Origin of the sequence: Cupriavidus sp. WKF15 (assembly GCF_029278605.1) — a bacterium.
Lineage (GTDB): Bacteria > Pseudomonadota > Gammaproteobacteria > Burkholderiales > Burkholderiaceae > Cupriavidus.
In genome coordinates this window covers 3,291,688-3,312,567 of the sequence record NZ_CP119572.1, presented here as the reverse complement: position 1 = coordinate 3,312,567, position 20,880 = coordinate 3,291,688, and the positions used below count along the sequence as shown (strand labels likewise).

General features: G+C 68.0%; 18 protein-coding genes. 9 read left to right on the top strand and 9 right to left on the bottom strand.

What is annotated here, in order from left to right; genetic code table 11:
* Window positions 1-56: 56 nt before the first annotated feature.
* Genes CupriaWKF_RS15340 through CupriaWKF_RS15330 form a run of 3 tightly spaced genes read left to right on the top strand, consistent with a single transcriptional unit; the run spans window position 57 to window position 2,697 of the window.
* Window positions 57-1,085, top strand: coding sequence for a DUF2157 domain-containing protein (locus tag CupriaWKF_RS15340; protein ID WP_276098689.1), 1,029 nt, complete (start codon window positions 57-59; stop codon window positions 1,083-1,085).
* The gene (locus tag CupriaWKF_RS15335) at window positions 1,082-2,203 is read left to right on the top strand and encodes a DUF4401 domain-containing protein (RefSeq protein WP_276098688.1); all 1,122 of its coding nucleotides are present in this window, start codon (window positions 1,082-1,084) and stop codon (window positions 2,201-2,203) included. The genes CupriaWKF_RS15340 and CupriaWKF_RS15335 overlap by 4 nt, the downstream gene beginning before the upstream one ends.
* Window positions 2,200-2,697, top strand: a complete 498-nt coding sequence (locus CupriaWKF_RS15330) for a GDYXXLXY domain-containing protein (RefSeq protein ID WP_276098687.1) — start codon at window positions 2,200-2,202, stop codon at window positions 2,695-2,697. Before CupriaWKF_RS15335 ends, CupriaWKF_RS15330 begins: the two co-directional genes overlap by 4 nt.
* A 206-nt stretch (window positions 2,698-2,903) precedes the next feature.
* On the opposite strand, the gene ychF is transcribed toward CupriaWKF_RS15330, so the two are convergent.
* Window positions 2,904-3,995: a redox-regulated ATPase YchF gene (ychF, locus tag CupriaWKF_RS15325; RefSeq protein ID WP_276098686.1), complete on the bottom strand. Its 1,092-nt coding sequence runs from the start codon at window positions 3,993-3,995 to the stop codon at window positions 2,904-2,906.
* Window positions 3,996-4,108: 113 nt separating this feature from the next.
* Here ychF and CupriaWKF_RS15320 point away from each other — a divergent pair, with 113 nt between their 5' ends.
* From CupriaWKF_RS15320 to CupriaWKF_RS15300, 5 genes are all read left to right on the top strand, one after another.
* Window positions 4,109-5,386, top strand: coding sequence for a UbiH/UbiF family hydroxylase (locus CupriaWKF_RS15320; RefSeq protein WP_276098685.1), 1,278 nt, complete (start codon window positions 4,109-4,111; stop codon window positions 5,384-5,386).
* Between the two features lie 39 nt (window positions 5,387-5,425).
* Window positions 5,426-6,175 (top strand): DsbC family protein, encoded by a 750-nt coding sequence (locus tag CupriaWKF_RS15315; RefSeq protein ID WP_276098684.1) that lies wholly within the window; start codon window positions 5,426-5,428, stop codon window positions 6,173-6,175.
* A gap of 111 nt (window positions 6,176-6,286) precedes the next feature.
* A complete protein-coding gene (locus CupriaWKF_RS15310) occupies window positions 6,287-7,291 on the top strand; it encodes an MDR family oxidoreductase (protein WP_276098683.1) in 1,005 nt (334 codons plus the stop codon).
* Between the two features lie 76 nt (window positions 7,292-7,367).
* Complete coding sequence (locus CupriaWKF_RS15305) at window positions 7,368-9,182, top strand: M61 family metallopeptidase (protein ID WP_276100825.1); 1,815 nt, start codon at window positions 7,368-7,370, stop codon at window positions 9,180-9,182.
* A gap of 49 nt (window positions 9,183-9,231) precedes the next feature.
* Window positions 9,232-11,544 carry an FUSC family protein gene (locus CupriaWKF_RS15300; RefSeq protein WP_276098682.1) on the top strand — a complete coding sequence of 771 codons (2,313 nt, stop codon included), beginning with the start codon at window positions 9,232-9,234 and terminating at the stop codon, window positions 11,542-11,544.
* 92 nt (window positions 11,545-11,636) lie between these two features.
* Here the strand turns inward: CupriaWKF_RS15300 and CupriaWKF_RS15295 are convergent, their stop codons facing one another.
* Both CupriaWKF_RS15295 and CupriaWKF_RS15290 read right to left on the bottom strand, forming a co-directional pair.
* On the bottom strand, window positions 11,637-12,986 hold the full coding sequence (locus CupriaWKF_RS15295) for an AAA-associated domain-containing protein (RefSeq protein ID WP_276098681.1): 1,350 nt from the start codon (window positions 12,984-12,986) through the stop codon (window positions 11,637-11,639).
* Window positions 12,987-12,993: 7 nt separating this feature from the next.
* Window positions 12,994-14,745 carry an ABC transporter permease subunit gene (locus CupriaWKF_RS15290; protein WP_276100824.1) on the bottom strand — a complete coding sequence of 584 codons (1,752 nt, stop codon included), beginning with the start codon at window positions 14,743-14,745 and terminating at the stop codon, window positions 12,994-12,996.
* Between the two features lie 216 nt (window positions 14,746-14,961).
* Here CupriaWKF_RS15290 and CupriaWKF_RS15285 point away from each other — a divergent pair, with 216 nt between their 5' ends.
* The gene (locus tag CupriaWKF_RS15285; RefSeq protein ID WP_276098680.1) at window positions 14,962-15,234 is read left to right on the top strand and encodes an acylphosphatase; all 273 of its coding nucleotides are present in this window, start codon (window positions 14,962-14,964) and stop codon (window positions 15,232-15,234) included.
* Window positions 15,235-15,274: 40 nt separating this feature from the next.
* On the opposite strand, the gene CupriaWKF_RS15280 is transcribed toward CupriaWKF_RS15285, so the two are convergent.
* From CupriaWKF_RS15280 to trpE, 6 genes are all read right to left on the bottom strand, one after another.
* Entirely contained in the window at window positions 15,275-16,042 is a 768-nt protein-coding gene (locus tag CupriaWKF_RS15280; RefSeq protein WP_276098679.1) for a uracil-DNA glycosylase, read from the bottom strand.
* 40 nt (window positions 16,043-16,082) lie between these two features.
* On the bottom strand, window positions 16,083-16,703 hold the full coding sequence (locus CupriaWKF_RS15275; RefSeq protein ID WP_276098678.1) for a CYTH domain-containing protein: 621 nt from the start codon (window positions 16,701-16,703) through the stop codon (window positions 16,083-16,085).
* 4 nt (window positions 16,704-16,707) lie between these two features.
* Window positions 16,708-17,511, bottom strand: coding sequence for an indole-3-glycerol phosphate synthase TrpC (gene trpC / locus CupriaWKF_RS15270; protein ID WP_276098677.1), 804 nt, complete (start codon window positions 17,509-17,511; stop codon window positions 16,708-16,710).
* Window positions 17,512-17,537: 26 nt separating this feature from the next.
* Window positions 17,538-18,569 carry an anthranilate phosphoribosyltransferase gene (gene trpD / locus CupriaWKF_RS15265; protein WP_276098676.1) on the bottom strand — a complete coding sequence of 344 codons (1,032 nt, stop codon included), beginning with the start codon at window positions 18,567-18,569 and terminating at the stop codon, window positions 17,538-17,540.
* A gap of 68 nt (window positions 18,570-18,637) precedes the next feature.
* A complete protein-coding gene (locus CupriaWKF_RS15260) occupies window positions 18,638-19,207 on the bottom strand; it encodes an aminodeoxychorismate/anthranilate synthase component II (protein WP_276098675.1) in 570 nt (189 codons plus the stop codon).
* Between the two features lie 17 nt (window positions 19,208-19,224).
* The gene (trpE, locus tag CupriaWKF_RS15255) at window positions 19,225-20,742 is read right to left on the bottom strand and encodes an anthranilate synthase component I (RefSeq protein ID WP_276098674.1); all 1,518 of its coding nucleotides are present in this window, start codon (window positions 20,740-20,742) and stop codon (window positions 19,225-19,227) included.
* Window positions 20,743-20,880 lie beyond the last annotated feature (138 nt).

Sequence of the window (20,880 nt, the reverse complement as noted above, 5' to 3'; positions counted from 1 at the left end):
TGCGGCGCCAGCGGCGCTTTGCTAGAGTGGTTTCATTGCGACTCCGGGACAAGCGCATGACAACGACATCGACGCCGGCAACCGGCGAGCGCCGCGCCATCCGCCAGGCCCTGGCCGACTGGCGCGCGCAAGGGCGGCTGGCGCCCGGCAGCGTGGCGCGGCCGTGGGCGAGTACGGAGCCGGTGGCGGCCGACTGGCGCCGCTGGCTGGACCATGGGCTGCTGGCGCTGGGCACGGTGCTGCTGTGCGCCGGCGTGATCGTCTTCTTCGCCTTCAACTGGCAGGACCTGCACAAGTTCGCGAAATTCGCGGTGCTGGCCGCGGCCATCAGCCTGCTCGCCGGGTTTGCGCTGTTCCGGCCGCCCGCCGACATGGGCGGCCGCGCGGCACTTGGCGGTGCGCAGGTGCTGGCCGGTGTGCTGCTGGCCGTGATCGGACAGACCTACCAGACCGGGGCCGACGCCTGGCAGCTGTTCGCGCTGTGGACGCTGCTGGCCGTGCCGTGGGCGCTTGCCGCGCGCGCGGCGCCGCACTGGTGGCTGGTGATCGTGATCGGCAACGTTGCGCTGCTGCGTTATTTCAGCGTGCGCCTGGGCGTCGGCGGCATGTTCGAAATGCTGTTCGATGCCCGTTACGCGCGTACCACCACCTTGCTGTTGCTGGGCGCAGTGCTGCTGCAGCTGGCGCTGTGGGCATGGCTCGGCGCACAAGCTTCCTGGCTGGGCTTCCGGGGGCAGACCGGGGCGCGCATCCTGGCCGCGCTGGCCTGCTTTCATGCGGGTTTCGCGGGCCTTTGCGCATTGTTCGACAAGCACCCCGACCTGTCGGTCTTCGGGCTGGCGGCGATTGCGCTGCTGGCGCTGGGCTGGTGGTTCCGGCAGCGCGCCTTCGACATCGTGGTGCTGAGCCTGGCGAGCCTGACCGGCATCGTCCTGGTCGTTGCCGCGGTCGGCCGGCTGCTGATCGAGGGCAGGGCCGATTTCGGGGCCTTCCTGCTGCTGGGCCTGATCACCGTAGGCATGGCCGCCGGCGCGGCCGCGTGGCTGATGCGGGCTTACCGCGCGCAAACCGTGGAGCTGTCATGACCGAGGCCATCCAGACCGAACAGGCGCTGTGGCGCGAGCTGGCCGCGCGTGGCGAGGTGCAGGGCGACCCCGTTGCCAGAGTGCGGACGCCATGGGCGGTGCGTGCCTTGATGGGAGCGGCCGGGTGGCTTGGCGCGCTGTTCTTCCAGATGTTCTTCCTTGGCGCGGTCTTCGTCGCCGTACGCGAGGACGCCGGCGCGATTGCGGTGACCGGCTTTGCCATGATCATCCTCGCGGCGGTCCTGTACCGGCGCGGCTCGGGCATCGCGCTCGGGCAGTTCGCGCTGGCCGTGAGTCTTAGCGGCCAGGGCATGGTGATCTATGGCGTGGCGGAGTTGCTCGGCGGGGGGCGACTGATCGAGACGGCCGCGTTCTGGGTGTGCCTGGCCGTGTTCGAGGCTGCGCTCTACGCGCTGGTGCAGAACCGGCTGCACCGGTTCCTGGCCGCGCTGGGCGTGTGGGTCGGACTGGCCGTCGCCGTCCATATCGTGCTGGCGGGTTCGGAGCGCAACGCATGGCTCACCATTCCGTGGTCGTTCGGCTGGCTGGCGCCGTTTGCGTGCGCGCTCGCGGCGTGGTTCACGGCAGCCGAGGAGCGCCTGTGTGTCACCGGCGTACATGGATGGTTCGAGCCCGCGATGGATGCCACGCTGCTGTTCGCGCTGGGCGCGGCGCTGGTGGTGACGGGCGCGAGCCATCCGCTGGCATGGCTCGGGATCCCGGAGACGGCACCGCGCTTTTCCGGCGCGCGCTGGCTGGCCGGCGGGCTCGTCGGTGTGGTGCTGGTCGGCTTCGCGCTGGTGGAGTCCCGGCGCCTGGCGCTGTCCGCCACAGCCGTTGCGATCCTGCTTGCCGGCACGGTGGCGTTCGGTGCCCTGATGGCGGCGGCTCCCGCTGTCGGCGCTGGCGCGCTCGCACTGGGACTGGCGTTGCGGCGGGCCTCGTTGCCTTGGCTGGGCCTGGGCATTGCGGCCATCGCGATCGGCTTCATCTGGTACTACAGCTCGTTGAATTGGACGCTGCTGGCAAAGTCCGTCACGCTGGTCGTTGCCGGCGTAATGCTGATGGTATTTCGTCAGTGGCTGGGACGTGCCGCGCCGGCAAAGGAGGCCGCATGAAACGCTGGATCCTGATTGCGTGGGCACTGACGCTGGCCCTGGCCGCGGTGGGCATCGCGGGCAAGGAGCGCCTGCTGGCGCGCGGCGACGCCGTCCTCCTCAAGCTTGCGCCGGTCGATCCGCGCTCGCTGATGCAGGGTGACTATATGGCGCTGAACTTCGACATCGGCAACCGGATTCTTGCCGCGCAGGGCCGTGCTGATCGGCCTCCGCGCGACGGCGTAGCCGTGATTCGGCGCGACGAGCAGGGCGTGGCCAGCTTCGTGCGCATACACGCCGGCGAGCCGCTGGCGGCGGGCGAGCTGCTGCTGCGCTACCAGATCGCGCGCTCGCGCTGGGGCGGCATGCAGGCGCAGGTGTCGACCGATGCTTATTTCTTTCAGGAGGGGCAGGCGGAGCGGTTTGCGCAGGCTGGCTATGGGGAATTCCGTGTGGATGCTGACGGGCAGGCGTTGTTGGTGGGGCTGCGGGGGAAGGGGATGGAGAAGTTGTGAGGTCCCCCCTCAGAGGATGGGGAACGACAGTGCAATCATAACCACAAAGCCCCGCCGGCTACGCCGGCGAAACAGCGGCACATGCCAAGCACGAAAAACCCAACCATTCCCCATTCCCGCAATCCGGCGAAGACCCAAAAAAAGCCCGGCAATTGCCGGGCTTTCAGGTTGGATTCGAGATGTCATTAGACATCCAAGCTTTGGCGTCAGACGTTGAACAAGAAGTTCATCACATCCCCATCCTTCACCACATATTCCTTCCCTTCCGCCCGCATCTTGCCCGCTTCCTTCGCTCCGGTTTCACCCTTGAAGGCGATGAAGTCCTCATAGGCGATGGTTTGCGCGCGAATGAAGCCGCGTTCGAAGTCGGTGTGGATCACGCCGGCGGCCTTCGGGGCGGTATCGCCCACGTGGATGGTCCAGGCGCGGACTTCCTTCACACCGGCGGTGAAGTAGGTCTGCAGGCCCAGCAGCTTGTAGCCGGCGCGGATCACGCGGTCCAGGCCAGGCTCTTCCATGCCCAGGTCGGCCAGGAATTCGGCCTTGTCGGCATCGTCCAGGTCGGCGATCTCGGCCTCGATGGCGGCGCAGACGGCTACGACCGGCGAATCAGTGGTCTTGGCGTACTCACGCACGGCATCCAGGTGCGGGTTGTTCTCGAAGCCGTCCTCACGCACGTTGGCCACATACATGGTGGGCTTGGCGGTGATCAGGCAGAACGGGCGCAGGGCATCCCACTCTTCCGGGGCCAGGTCGAGCGTGCGCACGGCCTTGGCCTGGTCGAGCACGGTCTGTGCCTTTTCCAGCACCGCGACCAGACGCTGGGCTTCCTTGTCGCCAGCGCGGGCGGGCTTCACATAGCGCGCCAGGGCCTTCTCGACAGTGGCCAGGTCGGCCAGCGCCAGCTCGGTGTTGATGACCTCGATGTCCGACAGCGGATCGACCTTGCCGGCCACGTGGATCACATTCTCGTCTTCAAAGCAGCGTACGACGTGCGTGATGGCGTCGGTTTCGCGGATGTTGGCAAGGAACTGGTTGCCCAGGCCTTCACCCTTGGAGGCGCCCGCTACGAGACCGGCAATGTCGACGAATTCGACCACGGCGGGCAGGATGCGCTCGGGCTTGACGATCTCGGCCAGCTTCGCAAGCCTCGGATCCGGCACTTCCACCACGCCTACATTGGGCTCGATGGTGCAAAACGGATAGTTTTCGGCGGCGATGCCGGCCTTGGTCAGGGCGTTGAACAGCGTGGACTTGCCGACGTTGGGCAGGCCGACGATGCCGCATTGGAGGCTCATGGTGACAGGCGGGAAATTGCAAAACCCATATTCTAGCGGATGGGCCCCCCGGGCCTTGCCCTGCCGTGCCTTGTGATCCAAGGGGCCGGGAGTGACGTGGCTATAATCCAGCCATGACCCGATCCCATGCGTCCGTGCGTAATTCCTCCGCTTTCCAGATTGCCGTCGTCGGCGGCGGCATCGTGGGCAAGTCCTGCGCCTTGCTGCTGGCGCAGCAGGGCATGAGCGTGGCCCTGGTCGCGCCGCGTCCGGCGCGCGGGCGTCCGCCAGCCGGTCCCGATGACTGGGACAGCCGCATCTACGCGTTTTCCGCGAGTTCGCAGGCGTTGCTGGCGCGCATGCGCGTCTGGGAAGCGCTCGATCCCGCCCGTATCCAGCCGGTGCGGGACATGCGCGTGTCCGGCGACGTGAGCGCCGCCGAAACGTCCCCGAGCCTCGATGGCGACCTGCATTTCTCGGCCTATGCGGCGGCGGTGCCGCAGCTTGCGTGGATCGTCGAATCCGGGCTCGTGGAGCGCGCCCTCGACACCGCACTCGGTTTCCAGCACCAGGTCCAGTGGCATGACGACACCGCCTCCGGCTTCGAGCGCGATGCCGACGGCGCCACGCTCACGCTATCCGGCGGCGCGAAGATTCGCGCGGCCTGCGTGGTCGGCGCCGATGGCGCGCGTTCCTGGGTGCGCCAGCAGTGCCATATCGGCGTGACCACGCGCCGCTATCGCCAGCTTGGGGTGGTGGCCAACTTTGAATGCGAACGGCCGCATCACGACACGGCCTGGCAATGGTTCCTGGGCGCGCCGGAAAAGCTCATGGCGGACGAAGAGGCGGCCAATGGCGAGATCCTGGCCATGCTGCCGTTGCCCGGTTCGCGCATGTCGATGGTCTGGTCGGCCGACGAGGCCCACGCGCACGAGTTGCTGGCGCTGTCGCCGGAGGCGCTCGCCGCCACGGTGATGCAGGCCGCCGCGGGCGCAGTCGGCAGCCAGTTCGGCGCGCTGCATTGCATCACGCCTGCGCAGGGCTTCCCGCTGGTGCTGCAGCGCGCGGAACAGTTCGTGCAGCCGCACCTGGCGCTGGTGGGCGATGCCGCGCACGTGGTGCATCCGCTGGCCGGGCAGGGCATGAACCTCGGTTTGCGCGATGTTGCGGAACTTGGCAAGGTCATGGCCGCCAAAGAACCTTTCCGCGGCGAGGGCGACCTGCGCCTGCTGCGCCGCTACGAACGGGCCCGCGCCACCGACCTGCTGTCGCTGACCGCTGCGACCGATGGCCTGCACCGGCTGTTCTCGCTGCCCGGCAGCATGGCGCGCGTGGTGCGCAATACCGGCATCCGCATGGTGGGCCGGCAGTCGCTGCTCAAGCGCTTCCTGATTGAACGGGCGCTCGGCTGACGCCGGGGCCCGGACCCTGACTGAATACCTGGAGTCGATATGTTCCAACTCATGCGCCGCCACCCCGCCTGGACCACCGCCATTGCAGGCGGCCTGGCGGCCGCAGGCTTTGCCCTGCACGCCATGGCGGCCGGCGAACCGGGCGCCGACCGCATCAAGGAATCCCTTCAGAAGATGCTGGGCGGCCGCGCGGAAGTGAAGAGCGTGACCAAGAGCCCGGTGCCGGGGCTCTTCGAAGTCAACGTCGGCGGGCAGGTGGTCTACACCGACGCCACCGGCCGCTACGTGATCAATGGCGAGCTGATCGATACCAAGACCGGCACCAACCTGACCGAAGAGCGCCTGGCGGACATCAACCGCATCAAGTGGTCCGACCTGCCGCTGGCGCGCGCCATCAAGTGGACCAAGGGGGACGGCAGCCGCCAGGTCGCCGTGTTCTCGGACCCTAACTGCGGGTACTGCAAGCGCATCGAGCAGACCTTCCAGCAGATGGACAACATCACGGTCTACACCTTCCTGTATCCGGTGCTCTCGCCGGATTCGGAGACCAAGGCGAAGCAGGTCTGGTGCTCGGCCGACCGCACCAAGGCCTGGCGCGACTGGATGCTGAACAAGGTGGCCCTGACCGGTAACGGCAACTGCAAGACCCCGGTCGACGACAACCTCGCGCTCGGCCAGAGCATGAATATCACGGGCACGCCGGCCGTGTTCTTCATGGACGGCACGCGCATCCCGGGCGCGGCCGATGCCGGCACGCTCGAACGCAAGCTCGCGAGCATCAAGAAGTAAGGCGCGGCCGGCGTCCCGGCCCGAGCAGGCGGCCGGACCCAGTCCGGCCGCTTTGCATTCCGGACCATCCCTTCCAGACAGACCGCCCGCAGGGCGGCACAGGAGACTTCCATGACGTTCCAGGCATTGCTGCTGACCCAGGCGGATGGCGCCACCCAGGCCAACATCGCCACGCTGGACGAGGGCCAACTTCCGGCCGACGGCGACGTGCTGGTCGCGGTCGACTATTCCACCATCAACTTCAAGGACGGGCTGGCCATCACCGGGCGCGTGCCGGTGGTGCGCAAGTGGCCGATGGTGGCCGGCATCGACGGCGCCGGCACGGTGCTGGAGTCGTCCCATCCGCGCTGGAAGGCCGGCGACAAGGTCATCCTGAACGGCTATGGCGTCGGCGAGACGCACTGGGGCTGCCTGGCACAGCGTGCGCGCCTGAAGGGCGACTGGCTGGTGCGCCTGCCCGATGCCTTCACCACGCGCCAGGCCATGGCGATCGGCACGGCCGGCTACACGGCGATGCTGTCGGTGCTGGGGCTGGAGCGCGGCGGCGTCAATGGTCCGGTGCGTCCGGGCGATGGCGAGGTACTGGTCACGGGCGCCTCCGGTGGCGTGGGCACGGTGGCGATCGCGATCCTCGCCAAGCTCGGCTATCGCGTGGTGGCTTCCACTGGCAAAAGCAACGAAGCGGATTTCCTCAAGGCGCTCGGTGCGGCGGAGGTCATCGATCGCGCGGAGCTGTCCGCGCCGGGCAAGCCACTGCAGAAGGAACGCTGGGCGGCGGTGGTCGACGCGGTCGGCTCGCACACGCTGGTCAACGCCTGCGCGCAGGTGCGTTACGGCGGCGTGGTCACGGCATGCGGACTCGCGCAGGGCATGGATTTCCCGGCGTCCGTGGCCCCGTTCATCCTGCGCGGCGTGACGCTGGCCGGTATCGACAGCGTGATGGCCGCGATGGCCTTGCGCGAGCAGGCCTGGGCGCGGCTGGCGACGGACCTGGAGCCGGACCGCCTCAACGCGATCACGCGCGAGATCGGACTGGGCGAGGCCATCGAGGCTGGCCGCAGCATCGTGGAAGGCAAGCTGCGCGGGCGCACCGTGGTCAACGTCAACCGCAGCTGATCGCGCCCGACGGCCTCGGCCAGCCTCGGCCAACCTCGGCAGATCGCGCCGAATGACGAACGATACAATCATGCCCATGACGCCGATCCGCTATGCCATTGCCCCGCTTCAGCCCGAAGCGCATCTCTTCGCCGTCACCGTCACGGTGACCTCGCCCGATCCTGCCGGCCAGCGCTTCTTCCTGCCGGCCTGGATTCCGGGCAGCTACATGATCCGCGAATTCGCCCGCCATATCGTGCGCATCCGCGCCGACGCGGGCGGCAAGCCGGTGGCGCTGACCAAGCTCGACAAGCACAGCTGGCAGGCTGCGCCGGTCGACGCATCGGCCGGTGCGCTCACGCTGAGCTATGAAGTCTATGCCTGGGACCTGTCGGTGCGCGCCGCGCATCTCGACACGACCCACGGTTTCTTCAACGGCAGTTCGGTGTTCCTGTGCGTGGACGGGCAGGAGGACCAGCCCTGCACCGTGGATATCCACGCGCCCGCCGGCGACGCGTACCGCAACTGGCGCGTGGCCACCGCGATGCGCGAGGCATCGGGCCGCGAGGGCGCCAAACGCTATGGCTTCGGCCGCTACCAGGTCGCCGACTATGACGAGCTGGTCGATCACCCGGTCGAAATGGGCGACTTCCTGCTGGCCACCTTCCGCGCATGCGGGGCCCAGCATGACGTGGTGTTCACAGGCCGCGTGCCGCAGCTTGACATCGAGCGTGTCTGCCGCGACCTCAAGCGCATCTGCGAAACCCAGATCCGCCTGTTCGAGCCGCGCACCGCACGCGCGCCATTCCTGGACAGCAATCGCCGCTATGTCTTCATGACGATGGTGACCACGGATGGCTACGGCGGCCTGGAACACCGCGCCAGCACCGCGCTGATGTGCGCGCGCTCGGACCTGCCGGTGCGCGGCGACAGCGAGTCCAGCGAGGGCTACCGCACCTACCTGGGCCTGTGCAGCCACGAGTATTTCCACACCTGGAACGTCAAGCGCATCAAGCCCGCCGCGTTCGTGCCGTACCGGCTGCGGGAGGAATCCTACACGCCGCTGCTGTGGCTGTTCGAGGGCTTCACCAGCTACTACGACGACCTCGTGCTGGTGCGCTCGGGCTGCGTGACCGACACCCAATACGTCGAGATGCTGGCCAAGACCTGGAACGGCGTGCTGCGCGGCAACGGCCGCACCAAGCAGAGCGTGGCGGACAGTTCGTTCGATGCCTGGACCAAGTACTACCGCCAGGACGAGAACGCGCCCAATGCCATCGTCAGCTACTACACCAAGGGCTCGCTGGTGGCGCTGACGCTCGACCTGACCATCCGCGACAAGACCGGCGGGCGGCGCTCGCTCGACGACGTGATGCGCGCGCTGTGGCAGCGCTACGGGCGCGACTTCTATGCGCCGGATGCGGTCCAGCGTGGCGTCACGGAGGCCGAGGTCCATGCACTGTTCGACGAGGTCACGGGCCTGCGCCTCGGTGCGTTGCTGCGCTCGCTGACCGAAGGTACCGGCGAACTGCCGCTGGCGCCGCTGTTCAGGCGTTTCGGCGTCAAGTCCGAGGCGCAAAAGGCGACCCGCGCCGCGGCGCTGGGCATCAAGACCAAGACCGACGATGGCTGGGTGCGGGTGACCCAGGTGCTCGACTGCGGCGCGGCGCAGGCTGGCGGCGTGTCCGCGGGCGACCTGCTGGCCGCGGTCGACGGCCTGCGCGTGGCACCTGGCCAGTTCGACAAGCTGCTGGCGCGCTACCGTGCCGGGGATCCCGTCACGCTGCACGTGTTCCGGCGCGACGAGCTGCACGTGCTGCCGCTGACGCTCGCACGCGAACCCTCGGCGCAGCACAAGCTGAGCCTGGAAAGCGGGCGCCACACTGCGCGCACGCGCTGGCTGGGCCACTGAAATCCGCGTGCCCCGCAGTATCTCCGCAGCCTGACCCAGCCACGCGTCCATGCAATACGCGCACGATCCCCGCACCTTCGTCTATTCGCACTATGTCTACCGTGGCCTGCGCTCGGCCACGGGCGTGATCGGCGCCACGCTGATCGCCCTGCAGTTCGCCGACCTGCCCACCGCGATGGTGGTGTCGATGGGCGCGCTGTGCACCAGCCTGATGGACTTGCCGAGCCCGGTGAGCCACAAGTTCAACGAGATGCTGGCCAGCGTGCTGCTGACCAGCGCCGTCACGCTGGCGGTGGCGCTGGCCACGCCGTTCCCGCGCGTGATGCCATTCGTGCTGGTGCTGGTCACCTTCATGGCCGGCATGATGACGGTGTACGGCAACAAGACGCTGCCGCTGCAGTTCTCCACGCTGTTCGTGATGACGCTGACCATCAACGAGGACTTCGTGGTGCGCCGCGCGCTCGAGCACACGGGGCTGTTCCTCATCGGGGCGGTGGCCTACCTCGCGTACGCCATGCTCGTGAGCTGGGTCACCGAGCGCCGCACCAAGCAGCAGATCCTGGCCGAGTCGCTGTACGAGATGGCCCGCTATCTCGAGGTCAAGGCCGGCTTCTACGACGCCGGCAGCGACTACGACGCCCAGTTCAACCAGCTGGTGCGCCAGCAGATCATCGTCGCGGAGCGCCAGCAGGCCGCGCGCGACCTGGTGCTGCGCGGCAACCGTACGCCGCATGACGGGCTGCTGGTGCAGGTGCACCTGCGCATGCTCGACCTGTACGAGTACATCCTGTCCACCAACACCGACTATCCGCTGCTGCGCCAGACCTTCGGCGGCACGCCGGTGCTGGACCAGCTGCGCAAGCTTGTGCTGCTGATGTGCAAGGACGTCGAGGAGATTGCCTACGAAGTCACGCGCGGGCGCCCGTCCTATGCCGCCGTGGACTATCGGGAAGGCCTGCGTGCCGTGGAGGCCGGGATCGCGCAGCTGCGCCACCACCACATCTCGCCAGCGGCGATGACGGCGCTGGCCGAGACGCTGGACATGATCCGCGGCGCGATCACGCTGGTGGGGCAACTGCACGAGGCGTCGCGCACGCCCGTGGAGCCGGCCAAGGTGCTGCCGGGCGCCGACATGACGCCGTTCCTCACGCGCCAGAAGTACGAGCTCGGCGTGCTGCGCGACAACCTCAAGTGGCGCTCGCCCGCATTCCGCTTCGCGCTGCGGATCTCGATGGCGGTCGCGCTCGGGTTGTGGGTCGCGGACCACGTGCCATACGCCTCGCACGGCTACTGGATCCTGCTGACCATCATCGTCATCCTGAAGCCCAATTTCAGCATGACCAAGCAGCGCTACAACGACCGCGTGATCGGCACGCTGATCGGCTGCATCATCTCAGTGGGCATCCTGAAGGTATTCCACGAACCGCTGATCCTGCTCGGTTTCCTGTTCCTGGCGCTGGTGGCAAGCGCGGCGTTCGTGACCATCAAGTACCGCTATACGGCGATCGCGGCCTGCGTGCAGGTGCTTATCCAGATCAACCTGCTGATGCCGAACACCCAGAACGCGGCGGGCGAGCGGCTGGTGGATACGGTGATCGGTGGCATCATCGCCTCGCTCTTCAGCTTCGTGCTGCCGAGCTGGGAGTACCGCGCCATTCCGAAGCTGGTGGAAGGCGTGCTGCAGGCCAACCGCCGCTATATCGCGGCCACGCGCGACCTGCTGCTGCGCCGGGCCAAGGACGACTTCGCCTACCGCGTGCAGCGCAAGCAGTTCATGGATGCGCTGTCGGCACTGATCGGCTCGTTCCAGCGCATGCTCGACGAGCCCAGGAGCCGGCACCGCGCGGTGGACAACCTGAACCGGTTTATCGTGCAGAACTACTTGGTGGCGGCGCACGTGGCGGCCGCGCGCATCCAGGTGCGGCAGCACTACACCGAACTCGACATCCCCGCGGCGGAAACGGCGATCGAGCAGGCGACCGATGCCGCCAGCCGCAGCCTGCAACTGGCGATCGAACGGCTGGCCGCGGACGACCGCTCGGGCAGCCGGGGCGCGGGCTTCATCCGCGCCGGCGAGCAGGTGGCCGGCGCCGGCAGGCCGCCGCTCGAAGGCCCGCCGCCCGAACATGCCGATGACCGGCGCGCGCGGCTCGCGGACTCGGCCGACCGGCGCCGGGCCGACGAGCTTGCACACGCGGCGGCGGCAGGGGAGTCCGCCCACGAAGCCGGCCCGACCGCCAGTTCCACGGGCCGTCCCGCCAATGCCGTGCTGGAACGCCGCCTGCGCGCGCTGCGCGAGGACGCGGCCAAGATCGCGCTGCGCACCGGTGCGATCGGTCGGGCGATGCGGATGCGGGACTGAGGTACGGGCAGGGAATAGGACCGACGACGACGTCGGTTCCTCCCCTCTCCCATGCATGGGAGAGGGGAGTCACGCTTCAGAAGGTTGTCAGGTTAGCGTTCTACGCCAGCTTCCCCTTGGTCCTGCTCCTCCTTCGGCAACGTCAGCATCCCGCTGTTATAGCTGTACTCATATACCTCGCCGTGACGCCCCCAGTCGATCGCCACGGACAGCACGCGCTCCGCTTCCTCGGGCTTGAGGAAGGCTTCCAGTTCGCGCAGCACCTGCTCCTCGCCGACTTCGCCGTCCTCCGACGCTTCCAGTTCGCGCCGGATATGCGTGGCCAGCGCGACATGCGCGAGCAACTGCCGGCCGAACATGGCCTTGCGCTCGTTCGGCTCGGCCGCATAGTACTCGCGGCCCGTCTCGGTGGTGGTGATGTCGCCGCGCTCGATATGCGCGAGCTGCAACAGCTGCAAGGCTTCGCAGGCGGGCAGCAGGTCGTCGTCGGTCAGGCCGGCCTCGTCGGCCAGGTGCGGCAGGTCGGCCCGGCCGTGGAACGGCGGCTCCGACAGCAGGTCGAGGATGGCGTCCATCTGGCTGATGTCCACGTCCGGCAGCCGGTAGCCGATCTGGCGCGATGGCGCCAGTGCCGGCACGCGCGGCTCGGGCGCCGCCGGCGAAGTCATCAGCATGTAGACCTCGTCGATCAGCGCGCGCACCTGGGCGGCGTCGCGGTTGCGCGGGCGCGGGAACGGCACGCGGACTTCGGCGCGGATGCGCCCCGGATCGCTCGACAGGATGACGATCCGGTCGGCCATCATCACCGCTTCCTCGATATTGTGCGAAACGATCAGGATGCTGCGGATATTGGCGCGGCCGCTTTCCCACAGGTCCAGCATTTCGTCGCGCAGCGTCTCGCCGGTGAGCACGTCGAGCGCGGAAAACGCTTCGTCCATCAGCAGCAGGTCGGGCTGCGTCACGAGCGCGCGCGCGATGCCCACGCGCTGGCGCATGCCGCCGGACAGCTCGCGCGGCAGCGCGCCGTTGAAGCCCGACAGCCCGATCATGTCGATCGCCGCTTCCGCGCGGCGCGCGCGCTCGGCCTTGGGCACGCCCTGGGCTTCCAGCCCCAGCTCCACGTTCTGCTGCACCGTGAGCCACGGGAACAGCGCGAACGACTGGAACACCATGGCGATGCCCTCGGCCGTGCCATTCAGGCGGCTGCCGCGGAACTGCACTTCGCCGCGGTCGGCGCCGACCAGCCCGGCCATGATGCGCAACAGGGTCGACTTGCCCGAGCCGGACTTGCCCAGCATGGCGACGATTTCGCCTTCGCGCAGCGTCAGGTCGACGCCTTCGAGCACGGAGCGGTCGCTCTGGCTGGCCGTGCGGAACATCTTGGAGACGCCGCGCAGTTCGATCACGGGCGCCGTGACGGCGGGGTTCAGGTTTTCTGCCATCGTTGCCTTACAAGCGGGTGCGCTCCTGCGCGAGTTGATACAGGCGGTTCCACAGCAGCCGGTTGAAGCCGACCACGAACAGCGCCATCACGCCGATGCCCAGCGCGATGCGCGGGAAGTCGCCGCGCGCGGTGGTTTCGGCGATATAGCTGCCCAGCCCCGTGGCGACCAGCGTGCGGTCGCCCCAGGTGACGTATTCCGCCACGATGCTGGCGTTCCACGAGCCCCCCGCGGCCGTCACCAGCCCGGTCAGCAGGCTCGGGAACACCGCGGGGATCAGGAAGCGCTTCCACAGCAGCCAGCCGCGCAGGCCGAAATTGCGCGCGGCCAGCCTGAGTTCGGTCGGGATGCCCGACGCGCCGGCCACCAAATTGAACAGGATGTACCACTGCGTGCCGAAGATCAGCAGCGGGCTGAGCCAGATTTCCGGGTTCAGGCCGAAGCGCACGATCAGCATGACCACCAGCGGGAACATCAGGTTGGCGGGGAAGGCCGCCAGGAACTGCGCCACCGGCTGCGCAATGCGCGCCACCGACGGGTTCAGGCCGATGCGGATGCCGATCGGCACCCAGATCACCGCCGCCAGCGCGATCAGCACGATCACGCGCACCATGGTCAGCATGCCCAGCCACAGCACATGGCCGACTTCGGCCCAGCCGACTTCGCTGTGCACGAAGTACATCACGCGGCCCAGCGCGGCCAGCGCCACCAGCAGGATGACCGCGTTGGCGGCGCGCTCGCGCCATTGCACGCGGCGCGGATCGGGTTCGGCCGACGCGCGGCCCTGGGGCCGCGCGCCCCACGCCAGCGTGCGCTCGGCCAGCGCCGCCGTGCGCGCCAGCAAGGCCCGCACCCACTCCGAGCGGCGCAGCAGGTTGAGCAGCCACGACTCGGGCTCCTTGTCCTGGGCCAGCGTCTCGAAGCGGAAGCGGTCGGCCCACGCCACCAGCGGGCGGAACAGCAGCTGGTCATACAGCAGGATGCCGACCAGCATGGAGACGATGGCCCATCCGATCGCCGCCAGGTCCTGCTGCTGGATGGCCAGCGCGATATAAGAGCCGATGCCCGGCAGCCGGATGTCTTGGCCAGACACCGAGATGGCTTCCGAGGCGACCACGAAGAACCAGCCGCCGGACATCGACATCATCATGTTCCACAGCAGCCCCGGCATGGCGAACGGCACTTCCAGCCGCCAGAAGCGCTGCCACGGCGACAGCCGGAACATGGCTGCCGCCTCGAGCAGGTCGCCCGGGATGGTGCGGAACGACTGGTACAGGCTGAAGGCCATGTTCCAGGCCTGCGAGGTAAAGATGGCGAAGATCGCCGCGCATTCCACGCCGATCAGGTTGCCCGGGAACAGCGCGATGAAGCCGGTCACGGTGATCGAGAGGAAGCCCAGCACCGGGATCGATTGCAGGATGTCCAGCGCCGGCACCAGCACCTTTTCGGCCGTGCGGTTCTTGGACGCCAGCGCCGCGAACGCCAGCGAGAACACCAGTGACGCCGCCAGCGCCGCCAGCATGCGGATGCTGGTGCGCATCAGGTAGTAGGGCAGGTAGGCGATGTCCAGATGCACCGTCATCGGCTCGCCGGGCACGAATGGCACGTTCATCTGCTGTGCCGCGAACGCCACCATGACGAGGATCGCGAGCAGGATCGGCAGCAGCGCGAAGTCGAAGCGGTTGGGCGGGGCGGTCAGCAGCTGGCTGTCATAGCCGGGCGCTGGCGTGGCCGGGTTGTCGTTGGCGGGTTGCTGCATCATGGCGCTTGGTGGGCTGGCGCAGCCGGCATGGCGATGACCGGCGGCGGAAGGGGCGGCCCGTCGATGGGACCTGGCTGACGGCTTGGGTGCCGGCGACATCACGCCTCGTGGCGCGCATTCTCTGGTAACGCCCGGGGCAGCCGTCTAGTTTACGTCTTGTGGATGACGTGCCGATGTAGCGGGGCGGCCGGCACGGTCAAGGAGGAGCATGCCATGGAAACCTGGCACATGACGGCGCATGGGCGCGTGCAGGGCGTGGGCTACCGCGCTGGCTGCGCGCAGGCGGCCATTTCGCTCGGGCTAAAAGGCTGGGTGCGCAACCGGTCCGACGGCACCGTCGAAGTCATGGCCGCCGGCACGGTGCTGCAACTGGAGGCACTGCGCGACTGGATGCAGTCCGGCCCGCCGGCCTCGCGCGTCACGCACGTGGACGTGGAACCGGGTCAGGGCAGGTTCGAGGATTTCGACCTGCGGCCGACGGTTTAGGGGCGAAGCGGAGTCCGGCCGGAAAGTCCGGTAAAGCCGCTCAGGCCGCCAGCCAGTCGATCGGCGTGCGTCCGTGCGCCTCCAGCCACTGGTTGGCTTCGCGGAAATGCCCGCACCCCAGGAAGCCGCGGTGCGCCGAGAGCGGCGACGGGTGCGGGGCTTCCAGCACGCAGTGGCTGTCCGTGAGCAGCGGCTTCTTGGCCTGTGCATGGCTGCCCCACAGCAGGAATACGAGGTTCGGGTGGCTCACGGCCAGCGCGTGGATCAGGCAGTCGGTCACCGCTTCCCAGCCGCGCCGCGCATGGCTGGCGGCCTGGCCCTGTTCCACCGTCAGCACGGTGTTCAGCAGCAGCACGCCCTGGCGCGCCCAGCCTTCCAGGTTGCCGGACGCGCGCGGCGCCGGGCTGTCGCCGTATTCGGCGGCGATTTCCTTGAAGATGTTGCGCAGGCTCGGCGGCACCTTGACGCCGTCCGGTACCGAGAAGGCGAGGCCATGCGCCTGCGGCAGCTCTACGCCGCCGACCAGGCCAGTGCCGTGGTACGGGTCCTGGCCGAGGATGACGACCTTGACCGCGTCGGGCGGCGTCAGGTGCAGTGCATGGAAGACCTCGTGCGGATAGACCGGCTTGCCGGCTGAACGCTCGCGGTCGACGAAGGCGGCCAGCTCCTGCCAGGCCGGTGCCGTCAGGCAGGGCTCCAGCAACGCGCGCCAGGCGGCGGGCAGGGCCTCGGCCTGGGCTTGCAGCCCCGCGGCTGCGGCGCGAGGTGTTGCTGTGTCGGTCTCGGAGGCGAAAAGGTCGGCTTGCATGCGGTCGGATGGAGGCAGGATCGCTGGGGGTGGGAAGGTATCAGGCGTCTGCGACACCGGCCAGCCGGTAGCCGCGCGCGGCCTTGCTGAGATCGGACGGCGTCAGCGCGGCGATGGCCTGCAAGCGCGCGCCAAGCGCGTGGAGCGCGTCGGCCGCCCGGCTTTCATCGCCCGACAGCCATTCCAGTTCCAGTTCCTGGATGCGCTCCTGCGCGTGGGTGGCCGGCGCGGTGATGGCACCGCTGTCGAGCGCGGCCTCGATGCGCGCGCCGTCCTGTTCCAGGATCCAGGTGCGACGGGCAAAGTCGGTGCGAAAGACCGGGGCAAGGCGGGCTGCCAGCGGCGCGAGCAAGGCGCGCGCCTCGTCCGGCAGTTTCTGCAGCTCGATGGCCTCGCCGGCGACTTCGGTTTCCCACTCGTGCCGGCTGGCCAGGCCGGCCTGGCTTTGCCCAGCGGTCTTCAGCGTCTGCAGCCACTGGGCGCCCTTGCGGCGCAGGCGCAGCGCGGCGCGCGCGCGGGCCAGGTCGCGTTCGGGCGTGTCGAGGTAGACGTTGAGCAGCGTGAGCTCGCCCTTGGCCTCGCCATTGGCGTCGAGCCACGCAGCGACCTGCGCCAGCGCCGCATCGGGAACGGCGAGCTTCAGCTCGATTTCCTGTGCCATCGGGTTACGCGAACAGGCGGGCCAGTTCGACACCCGGGTCCGGCGCGCGCATGAACGCTTCGCCGACCAGGAAGGCATGGACATCGGCATCGCGCATGCGCTTCACGTCGTTCGGGCCCAGGATGCCGGATTCCGTGACCACGAGGCGATCGGCCGGCATGCGCGGCAGCAGCTCAAGCGTGTTGTCGAGCGAGACTTCGAAGGTGCGCAGGTTGCGGTTGTTCACGCCAAGCAGCGGCGTCTTCAGGCGCAGCGCGCGGTCGAGCTCGTCGCCGCCGTGGACTTCCACCAGCACGTCCATGCCGAGTTCGTGCGCGCAGGCTTCCAGGTCGGCCATCAGGCCCGGGTCGAGCGCCGAGACGATCAGCAGGATGCAGTCCGCGCCCCAGGTGCGCGCTTCATAGACCTGGTACAGGTCGAGCATGAAGTCCTTGCGCAGCGCGGGCAGCGGGCAGGCGCCGCGCGCGCGCTTGAGGTAGTCGGCATGGCCCTGGAAGAAGTTCACGTCGGTCAGCACCGACAGGCAGGCGGCGCCATGGCTGGCGTAGCTCTCGGCAATCGCCTCGGGCACGAAGTTCTCGCGCAGCACGCCCTTGGACGGCGAGGCCTTCTTGACCTCGGCGATCACGCCGGCGTGGCCGGCGGCGATCTTCTCGCGCAGCGCGCGTTCGAAGCCGCGCGGGGCGAAGCCGGCCTCGTGGCGCAGGCTTTCGGCCTCGGCGCGCAGGCTGGGCAGGTCGCGCTTCTTGCGGGCAGCGGCGACTTCGTCGGCCTTGACGGCCATGATCTTTTGCAGGATGTCGGACATACGGCGTTTCCGGCGGATAGTGGAATTCAGGCCTTGAACTGCTGCGTGGCGCGCACGAACTGGTCGAGCTTCTCGCGCGCGGCGCCGCTGGCGATGGCTTCGCGCGCGCGGCGGATGCCGTCCTCGATGGAATCGGCCACATTGGCGGCATACAGCGCGGTGCCCGCGTTGAGCGACACGATCTCGCGCGGCGTACCGGGCACGTTGCCGAGCGCTTCGAGCAGCATCTCCCTGGACTCGATCGCATCGGCCACCTTCAGGCCGCGGTTCGAGATCATCGACAGGCCGAAGTCTTCCGGGTGGATCTCGTATTCGCGGACTTCACCGTCCTTCAGTTCGCCGACCAGCGTGGCGGCGCCCAGCGATACCTCATCCATGCCGTCCTTGCCGTAGACCACCAGCGCGTGCTTCGCGCCCAGGCGCTGCATCACGCGCACCTGGATGCCGACGAGATCCGGGTGGAACACGCCCATCAGGATGTTGGGCGCGTCGGCCGGGTTGGTCAGCGGGCCGAGGATATTGAAGATGGTGCGCACGCCCATCTCCTTGCGGATCGGCGCCACGTTCTTCATGGCCGGGTGGTGGGTCGGGGCGAACATGAAGCCGATGCCGGTCTGCGCGATGCACTGGCCGACCTGTTCGGGCGTCAGCATGATGTTCACGCCCAGCGCTTCCAGCACGTCGGCGCTGCCCGACTTGGAGCTCACGCCGCGGTTGCCGTGCTTGGCGATCTTCGCCCCGGCGGCGGCGGCCACGAACATCGAGGCGGTCGAGATATTGAAGGTATGCGAGCCGTCGCCGCCGGTGCCGACGATATCGACGAAGTTCTCGCGGTCGGCCACATCGACCTTGTTGGCGAATTCGCGCATCACCTGCGCCGCGGCCGAGATCTCGCCGATGGTTTCCTTCTTCACGCGCAGGCCGGTCAGGATCGCGGCGGCCATCACCGGCGAGATCTGCGCCTGCATGATCTGGCGCATCAGGTGCAGCATCTCGTCGTGGAAGATCTCGCGGTGTTCGATGCAGCGGGTCAGCGCTTCCTGGGCGGTGATGGTCATGGCGGTCTCGGTCGTTGGTGTGGCGGGCGGCGCGATGGAAACGGACGGCGTAGGGATATCGAGCAGCCTCATCGCGTCGTCTTCAGGAAGTTGGCCAGCAGCGCATGGCCGTGTTCGGAAAGGATCGACTCGGGGTGGAACTGCACGCCCTCGATCGCCAGCGTCTTGTGGCGCACGCCCATGATCTCGCCGTCAGGCGTCCAGGCGGTCACTTCCAGGCAATCGGGCAGGGTTTCGCGCTCGATCGCCAGCGAATGATAGCGCGTCACGTCGAAGTGCTTCGGCAGGCCGGAGAACACGCCTTCCTGCGTGGTCTCGATGGTGCTGACCTTGCCGTGCATGACCTTCTTGGCGCGGATCACCTTGCCGCCGAAGGCCTCGCCGATGGCTTGGTGGCCCAGGCATACGCCGAGCAGCGGCACCTTTCCTGCGAAGTGCTGCAGCACGGCGACCGAGATGCCGGCTTCCTTCGGGCTGCACGGGCCGGGCGACACGCAGATGTGGTTGGGTTTGAGCGCCTCGATCTCTTCCAGCGAGATTTCGTCGTTGCGGTAGGTGCGCACGTCCTCGCCGAGTTCGCCGAAGTACTGAACCAGGTTGTAGGTAAAGGAATCGTAGTTGTCGATCATCAGCAGCATGGCCTTGTCTCCCTTGTTCAGATGTCGGAGTCCAGGCCATCCTGGACCTGCTCGGCGGCGCGGATCACGGCGCGCGCCTTGGCTTCGGTTTCCCTCCATTCGGCTTCGGGGTCCGAGTCGGCGACGATGCCGGCCGCGGCCTGCACGTAGAGGTTGCCGTCCTTGATGATGCCGGTGCGGATGGCGATCGCCAGGTCCATCTCGCCGCCGAACGACAGGTAGCCCACGGCACCGCCATAGATGCCGCGCTTGCGCGGCTCCAGCTCGTCGATGATCTCCATCGCGCGCACCTTGGGCGCGCCCGATAGCGTGCCGGCCGGGAAGGTGGCGCGCAGCACGTCCAGGTTGCTCATTCCCGGGCGCAGCGTGCCTTCGACCGAGCTGACGATGTGCTGCACGTGCGAGTACTTCTCGATCACCATCTTGTCGGTGACCTTGACCGTGCCGGTCTCGGCAATGCGGCCGATATCGTTGCGCGCCAGGTCGATCAGCATCACGTGCTCGGCGATCTCCTTCGGGTCGTTGAGCAGTTCGGTGGCGAGCTGGGCGTCCTTCTCGGGCGTGTTGCCGCGCGGGCGCGTGCCGGCCAGCGGGCGGATGGTGACGATATGCTCGTTGCGGGTATCGCCGTTGGTGCCGACCTTGCGCGACTCCTGGCGCACCAGGATTTCCGGCGAGGCGCCGACGATCTGGAAGTCGCCGAAGTTGTAGAAGTACATATACGGCGACGGGTTCAGCGAGCGCAGCGCGCGGTACAGCGACAGCGGCGCGTCGCGGTACGGCTTGGTCAGGCGCTGGCCGATCTGCACCTGCATCATGTCGCCGGCCATGATGTATTCCTTGGCCTTGTGCACCGCGGCGAGGTAGTCGGCCTTGTCGAATTCGCGGTAGACATCGGTCTGCACCGACGGGCTCGTGACCGGTACGTCCACCGGCTGGCGCAGCTTCATGCGCAGCTCGCGCAGGCGCTGGCGCGCGCGCGGGTAGGCTTCGGGCGTGGTCGGGTCGGCGTAGACGATCAGGTAGAGCTTGCCGGACAGGTTGTCGATCACGGCAAGCTCTTCGCACAGCAGCAGCTGGATGTCGGGCAGGCCCAGGTCGTCAGGCTTCTGCGTGTCGGCCAGCTTCTTCTCGATATAGCGCACCGCGTCGTAGCCGAAGTAGCCGGCCAGGCCGCCGCAGAAGCGCGGCAGGCCGGGGCGCAGCGCCACCTTGAAGCGGCTCTCGAACTCGGCGATGAAATCGAGCGGGTTGCCTTCGTGGGTCTCCACGACCTTGCCGTCGGTCACGACCTCGGCGCGGTTGCCGTAGGAGCGCAGCAGCGTGCGGGCATGCAGGCCGATGAACGAGTAGCGCCCGAAGCGCTCGCCGCCCACCACCGATTCCAGCAGGAAGGTGTTGACGCCGCGCGTCTGCGACTGGGCCAGCTTCAGGTACAGCGACAGCGGCGTTTCCAGGTCGGCAAAGGCCTCGGCGATCAGCGGGATGCGGTTGTAGCCCTGGTCGGCCAGCGATTTGAATTCCAGTTCGGTCATGTCGATCCTCGTTTGCGGCGCGCGGCGTTATCAGGGTGGCGCGGCGCCGCGGTGTCGGCAATTCGGCGGGAGATGGCGCAAAGCCAGCTCCGGGTGTGGAACCGTGGTGCGGGAAGACTGCGGACAAGACCGCACACG